This is a genomic window from Variovorax sp. VRV01, assembly GCF_014852545.1.
Classification (GTDB): Bacteria; Pseudomonadota; Gammaproteobacteria; order Burkholderiales; family Burkholderiaceae_C; genus Variovorax; species Variovorax beijingensis_A.
This window is the reverse complement of the sequence record NZ_JACVBS010000040.1, coordinates 1-10,320: the sequence shown is the minus strand read 5'-3', so window position 1 is coordinate 10,320 and position 10,320 is coordinate 1. Positions and strand designations below refer to the sequence as shown.

16 protein-coding genes are annotated in these 10,320 nt (G+C 60.3%); 3 read left to right on the top strand and 13 right to left on the bottom strand.

Annotated features, from left to right (window positions below; all coding sequences use genetic code 11):
- The first annotated feature begins 817 nt into the window (after positions 1-817).
- Together IB278_RS33290 and IB278_RS33285 are read left to right on the top strand one after the other, a co-directional pair.
- Entirely contained in the window at positions 818-1,693 is an 876-nt protein-coding gene (locus IB278_RS33290) for a tyrosine-type recombinase/integrase (RefSeq protein ID WP_192328705.1), read from the top strand.
- 9 nt (positions 1,694-1,702) lie between these two features.
- Complete coding sequence (locus IB278_RS33285) at positions 1,703-2,896, top strand: IS91 family transposase (protein WP_192328702.1); 1,194 nt, start codon at positions 1,703-1,705, stop codon at positions 2,894-2,896.
- Between the two features lie 621 nt (positions 2,897-3,517).
- Here IB278_RS33285 and IB278_RS33280 read toward each other — a convergent pair.
- The 4 genes from IB278_RS33280 to IB278_RS33265 all read right to left on the bottom strand — a co-directional run bounded on the left by IB278_RS33280 (position 3,518) and on the right by IB278_RS33265 (position 5,258).
- Positions 3,518-3,958, bottom strand: a complete 441-nt coding sequence (locus IB278_RS33280; protein ID WP_192328700.1) for a GNAT family N-acetyltransferase — start codon at positions 3,956-3,958, stop codon at positions 3,518-3,520.
- 105 nt (positions 3,959-4,063) lie between these two features.
- Complete coding sequence (locus IB278_RS33275) at positions 4,064-4,378, bottom strand: hypothetical protein (RefSeq protein ID WP_192328697.1); 315 nt, start codon at positions 4,376-4,378, stop codon at positions 4,064-4,066.
- Positions 4,379-4,516: 138 nt separating this feature from the next.
- Positions 4,517-4,906 (bottom strand): hypothetical protein, encoded by a 390-nt coding sequence (locus IB278_RS33270; RefSeq protein WP_192328694.1) that lies wholly within the window; start codon positions 4,904-4,906, stop codon positions 4,517-4,519.
- Between the two features lie 73 nt (positions 4,907-4,979).
- Positions 4,980-5,258 carry a CPCC family cysteine-rich protein gene (locus IB278_RS33265; protein ID WP_192328714.1) on the bottom strand — a complete coding sequence of 93 codons (279 nt, stop codon included), beginning with the start codon at positions 5,256-5,258 and terminating at the stop codon, positions 4,980-4,982.
- Between the two features lie 102 nt (positions 5,259-5,360).
- Here IB278_RS33265 and IB278_RS33260 point away from each other — a divergent pair, with 102 nt between their 5' ends.
- Entirely contained in the window at positions 5,361-5,801 is a 441-nt protein-coding gene (locus tag IB278_RS33260; protein WP_192328691.1) for a hypothetical protein, read from the top strand.
- Positions 5,802-6,059: 258 nt separating this feature from the next.
- On the opposite strand, the gene IB278_RS33255 is transcribed toward IB278_RS33260, so the two are convergent.
- From IB278_RS33255 to IB278_RS33215, 9 genes are all read right to left on the bottom strand, one after another.
- Complete coding sequence (locus tag IB278_RS33255) at positions 6,060-6,434, bottom strand: hypothetical protein (protein WP_192328688.1); 375 nt, start codon at positions 6,432-6,434, stop codon at positions 6,060-6,062.
- Between the two features lie 55 nt (positions 6,435-6,489).
- Positions 6,490-6,759, bottom strand: coding sequence for a hypothetical protein (locus tag IB278_RS33250; protein WP_225613347.1), 270 nt, complete (start codon positions 6,757-6,759; stop codon positions 6,490-6,492).
- A 75-nt stretch (positions 6,760-6,834) separates the two neighbouring features.
- Positions 6,835-7,149, bottom strand: a complete 315-nt coding sequence (locus tag IB278_RS33245) for a hypothetical protein (protein ID WP_192328685.1) — start codon at positions 7,147-7,149, stop codon at positions 6,835-6,837.
- A gap of 74 nt (positions 7,150-7,223) precedes the next feature.
- The gene (locus IB278_RS33240; RefSeq protein ID WP_192328682.1) at positions 7,224-7,484 is read right to left on the bottom strand and encodes a hypothetical protein; all 261 of its coding nucleotides are present in this window, start codon (positions 7,482-7,484) and stop codon (positions 7,224-7,226) included.
- A gap of 150 nt (positions 7,485-7,634) precedes the next feature.
- Positions 7,635-8,096 carry an SMI1/KNR4 family protein gene (locus IB278_RS33235; RefSeq protein ID WP_192328679.1) on the bottom strand — a complete coding sequence of 154 codons (462 nt, stop codon included), beginning with the start codon at positions 8,094-8,096 and terminating at the stop codon, positions 7,635-7,637.
- A 69-nt stretch (positions 8,097-8,165) separates the two neighbouring features.
- The gene (locus IB278_RS33230) at positions 8,166-8,495 is read right to left on the bottom strand and encodes a DUF2489 domain-containing protein (protein WP_192328676.1); all 330 of its coding nucleotides are present in this window, start codon (positions 8,493-8,495) and stop codon (positions 8,166-8,168) included.
- A gap of 69 nt (positions 8,496-8,564) precedes the next feature.
- On the bottom strand, positions 8,565-8,897 hold the full coding sequence (locus IB278_RS33225) for a hypothetical protein (RefSeq protein ID WP_192328673.1): 333 nt from the start codon (positions 8,895-8,897) through the stop codon (positions 8,565-8,567).
- An 85-nt stretch (positions 8,898-8,982) separates the two neighbouring features.
- A complete protein-coding gene (locus IB278_RS33220; protein ID WP_225613346.1) occupies positions 8,983-9,711 on the bottom strand; it encodes a hypothetical protein in 729 nt (242 codons plus the stop codon).
- A gap of 187 nt (positions 9,712-9,898) precedes the next feature.
- Positions 9,899-10,168: a hypothetical protein gene (locus IB278_RS33215; protein ID WP_192328670.1), complete on the bottom strand. Its 270-nt coding sequence runs from the start codon at positions 10,166-10,168 to the stop codon at positions 9,899-9,901.
- Between the last annotated feature and the right edge of the window lie 152 nt (positions 10,169-10,320).

The window sequence follows — 10,320 nt, the reverse complement described above, 5'->3', positions numbered from 1 at the left end:
CTTCATCGGCAAAGGCCGACGTTCGACACCTATCTTGGCAGGCCCATGACCCGGAAAGTGACGAGCGATTCGAGGAAGTAATGGAACGACGACTCACTGTGCTTCTCATGCTGACCGCAAGCCTCGGGTTCAGCATTTGCGTACGAGCTGATTCTCGGGCAGCGACCAAAGACGTGATGCTTTTTTTACCGTCACCTCTTGGGCCCGTAGAAGGCGACAACGCCAAAGCAGTCGAGACCATTTCTGTCTTCTTGGAGCAACGGCGTTGCTCGGAGCTTGCCGCAGGCAGCGTGGTGGTGGATGCCATCGGGTTTGCCGCGGTCGGCTCTTCAGACCGGGAGGAGAGTGCCGCGCGGGTGCGAAGCCATACCGTGGGCGCTTACTTGACCTCTCATCTCCCGAGCTACGTCCGAATCTACCCATTAGGGCCAGTTAGGCCCTTTAGACAAAACAATCGGTGGGATGAATTTGCTCCGCGAACAGCCTTGCCCGGAGCGGTCATGGTCAGTGTCCGGTGCACTGGGGCTTCCTAAGTGCTTGCGGGGACTCTTCTGTAGACCAGTCCGAATCTCCCCGGTGTCCGCAAAAGCCGGAACGATTTGCTTCATGTTGTTGTGCGGAACAACGGGCGTTGAATGCAGCTTATCGCGCAGATTAACGGCCGCTTTGGAACCTTCCGAAAGACGCCTTCGGGCCCGTGGACTAAACCGCTCGCGCGGTAGCCCGTCGCCAAGGCCCCTACGCCGGGTAAACATCGCGCCCCTGTCTATGTTGGTGAGCGAGGCAATCGGCCTCGTTCTTCGACAGGAGCACGATCATGATCCCATCGACACCAGCAGTTTCTGGGTTGCGTCAGCGCATGCTTGACGACATGCGCATGCGCAAGCTCGGCCCCAAGACCCAGGCCGCCTACATTCGCGCCGTGCGATACCTCGCTGGATTTCTCCAACGCTCGCCCGACACCGCCACCGCAGAGGATCTGCGTCGCTTCCAGTTGCACATGATCGACCGGGGCGTCTCCCCGATCACGCTCAATGCCACCATCACCGGCTTGAAGTTCTTCTTCGACGTCACGCTCGACCGTGGCGAACTGATGGCCCGAATGAGCTACGTGCACGTGCCCCAGAAGTTGCCGGTGGTGCTCAGCCGCGACGAGGTCGCGCGCCTGATTGCTGCAGCCTCCAACCTGAAGTACCAGACGGCACTGTCCATCGCCTACGGCACGGGACTGCGGGTCAGCGAGATCGTTGCGTTGAAGGTCGGCGACATCGACAGCCAACGCATGACCTTGCGAGTCGATCAGGGTAAGGGCCGCAAGGATCGCTACGCCATGCTCTCGCCGGTGCTGCTGGAGCGGCTGCGCGCTTGGTGGCGGTACGCACACGCGCAGGGCAAGATGCTGCCCAACGGCTGGCTGTTTCCCGGCATGAATCCGGTCGACCCGCTGACCGCGCGCCAGCTCAACCGCGCTGTCCACGAGGCCGCCGAGGCGGCCAAGATCGACAAGCGCGTCTCCATGCACACGCTGCGCCACAGCTTCGCCACGCACCTGCTGGAGCAGAAGGTCGACATCCGGGTGATCCAGGTGATGCTGGGACACAAGAAGCTGGAGACGACATCGGTCTACACACACGTGGCCACCGAGATCCTGCACGAAGTGGTCAGCCCGCTGGAGAAGCTGCAGCCCGCATAGCGCATCTCCATGGCGCACAGCGCCCTGGAAGTCGCCGACATCTTCCGCACCCACGGCCCCGACTGGCGCAAGGCGCAGCGCGGTCACCTGAGCCTGGGCCAGCTCAAGGTCATGTCGGCCATCGAACAGTGCCGCAGCGCGGCACTGGGAGGGCACGTGTTGCGTTGTGAAGGTTGCGGGCAAGATCAGATCGCCTACAACTCGTGCCGCAACCGGCATTGCCCGAAGTGCCAGGCTGCTGCCGCTCGGCGTTGGCTGGACGCTCGCCAAGCCGATCTGCTGCCCGTGGACTACTACCACGTCGTCTTCACCTTGCCGGCGCCCATCAGTGCCATCGCCTACTACAACAAGGCCGCCATCTACGCGCTGCTGTTCGACGTGGCCGCCGAGACCTTGACGACCATCGCGGCCGATCCGAAGCATCTGGGCGCCAGCATCGGCGCGACGCTGCACACATGGGGATCGGCACTGACGCACCACCCGCACGTGCATGGCATCGTGCCGGGCGGCGGCCTGTCGCCCGACGGCGAGCGATGGGTCGCCTGCACACCGGGGTTCTTCTTGTCCGTGCGCGTGCTGTCGCGGCTGTTCCGGCGCCGCTTCCTCGAAGAACTCGAGCGCGTCCACCGCGCCGGCCGGCTGCAGTTCTTCGGCGAGTTCGCCGCGCTGGCCGATGGGCAGGCCTTCGCCGACTGGCTGGCACCATTGCGCCAGTGCGAATGGGTTGTCTATGCCAAGCGCCCGTTCGCCGGTCCCGCGGCGGTGCTGGCCTATCTGTCGCGCTACACCCACCGCGTGGCGATCTCCAACGGCCGGCTCGTAGCCATGAACGAGCAAGGCGTCACCTTCCGCTGGAAGGACTATCGGGCCAAGGGCCGCACACGCCGCAAGACGATGACGCTCGATGCCGGCGAGTTCATGCGCCGCTTCCTGCTGCACGTCCTGCCGGGCGGCTTCCATCGCATCCGCCACTACGGGTTCCTGGCCAACGGCAATCGCACGGCCAGCCTGGCGCGCATCCGTGGACTGCTGGAGCAAGAAGCCGATGCTGCCGCACAAACCGCGAGCATCGATGCTGGGCCTTGTCCTGCTCGATCGGCCTTTGTCTGCACGCACTGTGGTGACGCCATGATCGTCTTGCTGACGTTTGCCCGCGGACAGTCAATCCGTGCACCGCCTGCGCAGGCTCAGGCACCACCATGAATGCGCAGCGACACCGATGCCGATGCCTCGCCAGCCTTCGACTCCTCATCTTCATGAGTCGATGCGGGGTGGTCTGGTCTTCACGTCGGACGAAGGCCTTTGCCGCTCGTCCCGTCGTTGCGCGGATCAAGCCATCGGCTCGGCTCCTCTGCGCTTGGTCGACGACGTTGGAGGCGATGCGGGCACATCGTGGGGGCCAACTCGCACCAAGTCCCCCCGAATCCCCATAGAGCAGGAGCCTTCTCGGCCTGCAGCGGTGCATTCCGCGGTTTCCTCCTTAGAGGCTTGTCCAACACCTGCCCTCAGGCCGTCGTCGCACGCGGGTTCGTGGTCTCACACGGGCAGGTGTCGGACAACCCTTAACCACAGCGGGAGTACAGGCTTCTCCGAAGCGGCCGTTAATCTCCGGGCGGGACAGCGCGTCAGCGGTGACGAGCTCGATTCAGTCGGCCAAGCCCAATGGGTTTCTGCCTACTTGAAAGACGTCCTGCAGCGCCTGCTCACGCAAGAGGTGCGGCAGTCGGCGAACTGCTACCGCATCGCTGGCAGCCCGCGATACTCACTGCCTGAAGTTCGTCACGCACGAGCGTGTCGCCCGTACGCATATTTTGATTCTCGCTCTCAAGACAGCTGCTTATGCAGACTGACGAGACCAAGCGCTCGATAGCCAATTCCTTCATAGAAGATTCGGGCCGGCGCCGCATCACCGGTTTGAAGGTTGGCGCCAAGGAATTCAAGCCGTCGCAAACGCTCTTCGAATGCGAGCATCAGCTTCTTCCCGAGCCCCTGACGCTGACCAGACTGGTGGACGCACATCTCCTTGATGTGAAAGGTCCAGCCGTCGACCCAGCGCTCGCCCCAGCCTAGAACGAGACCAAGGGGCTCACCCTCCCTCACAAGCCCAACGCCTTGAAAAGTCGGAAACGCTGCGAAGCCTGTAAGGCGCTCAATCACGGCATCCTCAGACCAACCATCATTCCACGGTGGCGAATTGAAGACCGATTGATATAGAGGCGAAAATTGTCGGATGTTCACAGACGACAACGCGATGACTTCTTCCATAAGAGTGACTGTTTGCAGCCCAATGCGACGGTTGATAAAAAGGGGCGGCGCCACTGGCCCCAAATCGGAAGTGCGACGGGCTCCGAAGCGGCCGTTCAAGTGCTATCAACGCTCGAAGATGAGCCGAAACACTTCTGTGTGGCAGTCGGTCCCACGCAGCTTCAGCAACGATGCTACACAGTGCGCCAGCGCCTCGTAGATTCTCTGAACGTTCAAGAGCGTCACGCGGTGACGGCACCGTGCTTCTCGCTCGCCCGTCTCCGCGAAGACTCCCCTGACCAATGACAACGAGAAGGATTCGCCGGCGCGGAGGCGTTCGGATATGAAGAACGCGAACAGCCTGTCGAACCACCCGGCGCGGTTCTCGGCGACCGACTGCACAATGCTAGCGAGTAGCTCGTCCTTGGATTGTTGAGTCATTTCTTGGTCCGGTGCTGATGGCATTGACGCAGACTGCATTCGGGTACTGAAGGGCAGCTTGTGGCCGACTGTAGCCGGACCAGGTGTCAGCGCAAAGGGCCCTACGCCGACCGACAGGTGGACCCCGATAGCGGAAGTTCAGGAGTCGTTGGCGGCGATGCGCAAGTCTGCATCGGGCACCGAGAACGCAACGACGGCTATGGACCCTGTGTGTTGTGCGTAGGTGATGTGCAAACGCCGGCCGTCTACCGTGAAGCTCTCCGGATAGCTGGTCCGGAGTTCGCGTAGCGCCGAGAGCTGAACGAACATCTGGTCCAGCAGGTTCACGTGCGGGTTCGCGCTGAAAGGGTTGAGAACGGTCAAGCAACTATTGATGGTCCCTGAACCGTAGTGGTCAATGAACTGCATGTAGTCGGTCGGCAACGGGCCACCAAGCTTGGACGTCACGGCACCCCATTGACCCGTGGTGCCTTGCTCGGTCAGCTGGGCAGGGGGTGGGAGCAGACTGAGGAGTTCGTCAATGACCATGGGAATTGGGCCGATGTCGGTTCATGACTGGATTCTGGCCGACGCCTGAACGTCCGATGTTGGTCGACTGAGGTCACGGCAACTCAAACAGGTATGGTTTTCGAACACGTTGAACACTTCGTTCATCGCAGGCGCCCAGCGACCTGAAGTTCTCCCTGGCCTGAGCCAGACTGAGGCTCCCGTTCGGACCTCCTCGAGCGACGGATGCGTCATCGTCGTCCTGTCCGTCGTCCTCCCAGAAACACACTGGACAAATCTCGTACCCGCCTCGCTCTGCGAGGGTGATATGGCGGCAGCAGGGGCAGGGGAGACCAGGCTTTTCTGTGGGAACGACGTAGGTAGGCGTCTTCATATCAAATGGACCACTCATGGTGAGCGACAGCTGTTGGCTGCATCCTGCCACACCAGTGCCAGCGTCAAGGTTCCAGAAGGCATCTCAACTGGCGGCAACCCAATGAAGTTCAATTTGGTTTACTTCTATCGAATAGGGAAAGGTGATGCCCAATTCCTGAACTTCTTCTACGTTGACCACTGGCCGTGGAAACGGACCCGCAGCTTGCCCCAGCTCAGGGTGGGCTCGCGTCGCAATGGCGCACGCTTTCTCTACGGCCGCTCCAACGCTTTCGGCTTCCACGAAGCCGGTTATCTCGCAGTTGGACTTCACGCCATCTACCTGGAACCCTTCACCGAGGAGCAAGACCTGCCAAATTTTCATGGTTTGTATGAACGTCGGGTTGTGGCCGACTGTAGCCTACCAGTACAAGGCCAAAACCGTGGCTTCCCCGATGAATCTTCCCTCCCAAACTCGCAACTCCTGACCTTCGGCGATGCGAGGCCTCACGAGATCTGGGCTGAGGAATTTCACGGCCACGACTCGCGACTCTCCGGGCCGTAGCGGCTCCATTTCTGAGAGGTCAAACCTTCCGTCAAAGAGATCACCATCGATGCTCAGCGGGCAGCCCCACCAGTCGGTGGAAGTCGGCCCCGCTCGCCCGCCTGCGTCCGACGGGAACAACCGCAGCTCGACGAGAGCATCAGGAGCCCAAAGCACCACACGTTCCCTTCAAAGTGCGGTCACTAGCCACCGCGAATGATCGGAGCCAAGCAGGTTCTGCACATCTGGCGAACGTCTGCTGCTGGCCCGAATTCTGCCTCACCGCGCCCAACCGACTGACGGTCCTAGCCGATCCTTCGCCTCGACTGAAAGCGCACCGTGAGGCTCCACACCGCCGAAGAAAACCGTCACTCCTGTCGATGAGGCCGGAGCACCATCGCTCTGCTCGTCGATCTGGAGCAAGACCCTCCAGTTCGGTAGATCCGTGAGAGCCCGCTGAACCGCGACAATGAGCTCCGGCGACAGGAAGGCGATCCGCGAGACGCAGACCTTGTGGGCGGTATCGCCATAGTCATCGTCTACGAGCCAGTAGTCGCCATTGCCGTACGGATCCTCGCGGCCAAACTGGGACAGAACCTCGCCGAGGGAGAGATAAAGGGCTTTCCACGTCTCGTCGCGTTGTTTGGTCATCATGGATCGAGGTCAAGCTGGATGAGCAGGACGAACGTCCGGAGTTGGGCGGGTGTGGTCAGCGTTCGGAAGCCGCAGCCTCGACCCAGACGACCTCGCCGGGATGGTGCTGGTCGATAGTATCGAGCGCGTCCGCCAAAACGAGTGGATCGCGCTCTTCCAATTGGTAGTCGAAGCGCGTCAGGCCTGGCACCTTCAGAGCGTCGAAGTCTTCCTCCGAGACAGCATCTGCACCACACCAAACTGTGGCGCCGAACCTCGCCGCTTCACGCAGCGCATCTTTCAAGCCGTTGGGGGTAATTGCGAGGAAGACCACGTTCTTCTCCAAGGTGAATATGCTGGGACAGGCGAGTGGCCGGTTCTGGCCGCACTCTGCCGGAGAGGGTCTACAGGTGGGCGGGTGTTAGCCCTCTGGATGAAACAGTCCCGGCAGCAGTCGATACACGTATTCATGCATGTACGAGTTGCCTCCGCAGAACTCCATGGTTTTGTCGTCGGTAAGAAACGTCAGCAGCGGCGATACGTTCTCGCCATTCGCTGCGAAACCTGCCGTATCGTCGATCAGGTTCGCCACCGCAAAGCCAATACTGCCCGTGAGTTGTTCGACCAGATCCTCAGGCGCATCAACCTTCTCCAACTGCGCCTTCATCGTGCGCAGCAGCTCGGCCGTGAGAGCTTGTTGAAGACGATCAAAGGCGCCGGTGGAGACCAGATTCATATCGTTCCTGTGATTTCTTGAGCACATGTCCGGCGTCGGCTTGCGGCCGCATGCTGCCACACCGCGGTGTGACCTCACCTGAGCACCCCGAAGGCGAACCAAGCGATGATGCCCGCGACCAGCACCCAGTTGCCCTTCCGGCAGATCTTCTTTCCTGCTTCTGAATACTCGTCGCCTGGACCAACAGACCACGCCACACCCGTCAGAAGGATGCGCGCTGAAGGCGACTTTCGCCTCTCCATATCCAAGACATGCCCGCCCACGACCACTCCCAGATAGGTGTAATAGATTCCGCAAGCTGTGCCCACGATGGCGAGGAGAGTGCTCAGAGTCATGACCTTTCCGTTCAAAGTCGCAGCTAGTCACGGCGGTCACCCAACGGGCGACGCCTTCACACCGCTGCAATGCATACCAACGGAGTGCTTGTGTTGAACGACCGCATGTGGCCGACTGTAGCCGGTCGACCCGCGTTGGACACTGCACCTTCATGAGGCAGGAATCAACTCGGAAATGCTACCGCGCGCGGCTCGCTCCACAAATTCAAAGAAGCTATGCGACACCGGCTTCCCGTCAGCGCCAGGTCCGTAGACGAGAACGGTTCCAAGGCCCGGCCCGGCAGCACATGAAAGATAGAACTTGAAGTCGCCTCCATCATCCGAAATGGGGACCAAACCCGATGGCAGCCCGTTGAGCGACTGCTTTCCGAGTAGTGCTCGAATGTCAGTCCAATAGGGAGGCTCGCCTTCAATCGCAGAAGGCAGCAGGCCGTGCAGCTCGAAGCCAGACAGGAGAGCCGCACCGTACCTCGACAGGAACGCGCGGTATTCACTGTGGAAGGCCAGTCCGTATTGCCGTTCAACCGCTGAGATGAATTCTTCGCTGACAGCACCGGAGCAGTCGGCTTGGTCGAGGACTGTGGCAACAGATTGAGGTACGTTGATGCTCATCTTTGAAAGCCTTTGGTGGAGGTCCGCTTCTGGCCGAGGCCGCGTTCTGCCCGACGGCCGGCGCCGCAATCATGAGGAAAACCGACCAACAAGACGCGCACATGCGGCGCGAACCTGCTGCCGGTGAAGAACCTCGAGCTCGCGCGCCTCGCGATCGCACTGTTCTAGCCAGGCCGGCGCACACTGACTGCGGAGCTCGTGCGGCGGCAGGTGGTCCGATTCGCTCGCAATAGCGACGAACAACGTGAAGTCCGGGTCATGGTCAAGCCATGACACCTCAAATCCCAGGGCTGCCAACTGCCTGACGCCCTCAACAAATGGGACCGTGCCATCCGCGAGGCTCCGAGCGGCGTTCGCAACTGCCTTGCGCGCCGCGCGGAGATGGCTTTCGTCAAGCATGCTCACCTCGCTCCTTCTCACATGTTTACTATCATTCGACCCCGCTCTCCGAAGGTCGGCTCTTGGCCGTTAGCCGGCGGGGTTCTTACGAAGCAGCGCCCTGTCTGTCTCCGGCGTCGATGGTACGAAGCACTGCAGCTTTCCGTCCCGCCCGTCCAGATACAGCCTTCCGCAAGCTTCGCACTGCCACATTGACCGCAGACCGTCCCCCCAAAAAATGTCTCGCGCCTTCATTGAAGCAGCATCACCTGTCAGCTGGCCTGCGGCCGCTGCACCAATGACATGGTCGTCGAGCGCATCCCACTTCGCACACCAACCTTGATCACTCGTAAAGCGAGCCTTGTTCGGAATGTCGTCGGTCCCGTCGTAGATTGTCGAGCCGCAGTGGCAAGCGATTTTCATGAATCCAGATCCCTTTGCACGCGAACTCTACTGCTTAACCGACCGTCTGCTTGTGGCCCGATGCCGGATGTTGACCGTAGGCGCGTCAAGGACGCCAGACCTCAAGGCTACCCGACGAGGTCGAACCAACAAGCACCATCTGGCTACGCCAATCAACTAGGATGACCTCCTTCGACTTCCTGAGCGCCAGGAAGGCGCTAGTCAAGGCAGTGTCGTCGGCACCTCTATCGAGAATCGCTGCCAGCACGTTGATGCCCGCTCGATCAGCCAGCCCATACAGATGGACCTTCTCGTTGAGGCGGATGCTAAAGCCGCCCTCAACCTGACCCAATGGCTTCGATGAAGTCGTCAGTATTGGAGACGGCAGGCGACTCCCATGGACCTTGGAAGCCAATTCCTCAACAGCAGCAGTTCCGCCGACAACTGGCGACCTGGAAAGGCGGCGAGCATAGATGTCTGTCCACCCGTGGGGGCCGCGATGGCTTTGCTCGAAGGCCTTGTATTCCACGAGGCGCCGCTGAACCTCGGCCAATCTGGTTGATGGGAAGAATTCGACCTGCGCCCATTCATCCTCGTGGAACTGCGGCGCGCCCCTGAAGGTTTCGGCTGTCGGCATGACGAACTTGAGGTCGTCGGTCGCCACCGTCGGCATGGTGAATCGAATCGACTTCGAGTTGATGGTCTCAATCTTGCCTGGAGCCTGCGCCGCCACAGGAGCCGCCCCTAGCGCGACCATGAGAGTGGAAATCAATTTTTTCATGCGTGATATGTTCTTTTCGTTCGCATCGTCAACAGGGTCGAGGCCGATATTCATGCTGACGAGTTCGTGTGCACGCGCTTCCAGGTGAACCGCTCCCGCCATTGTGTTGTGCCCACACCGCGAACGTCCGCTATTCCGTGAATTCTGCGGCGCGGCCGAACGACCGGTACTGGCCGACTGTAGCCGGGCGGTCTGTCAACGCAAAGGGCCCGAAGCAGCTTTGTCGCCCGAGTTGCGCGGTCTAAACGCCGTCCAAGAACATTCTGGTCATGCCAAACATTGCAACGATCATTCCAATCATCGCGATAGCAGCACCAAGCCGAATGAGAGCGAAATAAAACGCTACTGTCATTCCGAAGGTCACGATGTAGCCGCCAATCGAAAACCAGCGCCAGCCCGACAGACGCACTGCTGGCAACCGATCTTTGATGAAACGTGTGACAAAGAAGAAAACGGTCAACCAGAGTGGTGGCAAACCAAACTGTACGAGCGGATGAAGTGTGTTTTCCATTTCTTGTTACCTAATGAGCGTCTGGTCCTGGCCGAGGCCGTGTGAAAACGGGTTGAATAACTGACGGTGCTCGCCTAGATTGTGGCAACGCTACTGAAGGGCAACCACATGAAGCGATTCATCGAAGGCGAGGATCGACAGCAGGTCACTCT

Excerpts from the sequence above, each read along its gene's own strand:
- IB278_RS33280 (WP_192328700.1), bottom strand. The coding sequence starts at position 3,958 with ATGGAAGAAGTCATCGCGTTGTCGTCTGTGAACATCCGACAATTTTCG.
- IB278_RS33215 (WP_192328670.1), bottom strand. The coding sequence starts at position 10,168 with ATGGAAAACACACTTCATCCGCTCGTACAGTTTGGTTTGCCACCACTC.
- IB278_RS33265 (WP_192328714.1), bottom strand. The coding sequence starts at position 5,258 with ATGAAGACGCCTACCTACGTCGTTCCCACAGAAAAGCCTGGTCTCCCC.
- IB278_RS33275 (WP_192328697.1), bottom strand. The coding sequence starts at position 4,378 with ATGACTCAACAATCCAAGGACGAGCTACTCGCTAGCATTGTGCAGTCG.
- IB278_RS33230 (WP_192328676.1), bottom strand. The coding sequence starts at position 8,495 with ATGCTTGACGAAAGCCATCTCCGCGCGGCGCGCAAGGCAGTTGCGAAC.
- IB278_RS33220 (WP_225613346.1), bottom strand. The coding sequence starts at position 9,711 with ATGAATATCGGCCTCGACCCTGTTGACGATGCGAACGAAAAGAACATA.
- IB278_RS33270 (WP_192328694.1), bottom strand. The coding sequence starts at position 4,906 with ATGGTCATTGACGAACTCCTCAGTCTGCTCCCACCCCCTGCCCAGCTG.
- IB278_RS33260 (WP_192328691.1), top strand. The coding sequence starts at position 5,361 with ATGAAGTTCAATTTGGTTTACTTCTATCGAATAGGGAAAGGTGATGCC.
- IB278_RS33240 (WP_192328682.1), bottom strand. The coding sequence starts at position 7,484 with ATGACTCTGAGCACTCTCCTCGCCATCGTGGGCACAGCTTGCGGAATC.
- IB278_RS33235 (WP_192328679.1), bottom strand. The coding sequence starts at position 8,096 with ATGAGCATCAACGTACCTCAATCTGTTGCCACAGTCCTCGACCAAGCC.
- IB278_RS33245 (WP_192328685.1), bottom strand. The coding sequence starts at position 7,149 with ATGAATCTGGTCTCCACCGGCGCCTTTGATCGTCTTCAACAAGCTCTC.
- IB278_RS33285 (WP_192328702.1), top strand. The coding sequence starts at position 1,703 with ATGGCGCACAGCGCCCTGGAAGTCGCCGACATCTTCCGCACCCACGGC.
- IB278_RS33290 (WP_192328705.1), top strand. The coding sequence starts at position 818 with ATGATCCCATCGACACCAGCAGTTTCTGGGTTGCGTCAGCGCATGCTT.
- IB278_RS33255 (WP_192328688.1), bottom strand. The coding sequence starts at position 6,434 with ATGATGACCAAACAACGCGACGAGACGTGGAAAGCCCTTTATCTCTCC.
- IB278_RS33225 (WP_192328673.1), bottom strand. The coding sequence starts at position 8,897 with ATGAAAATCGCTTGCCACTGCGGCTCGACAATCTACGACGGGACCGAC.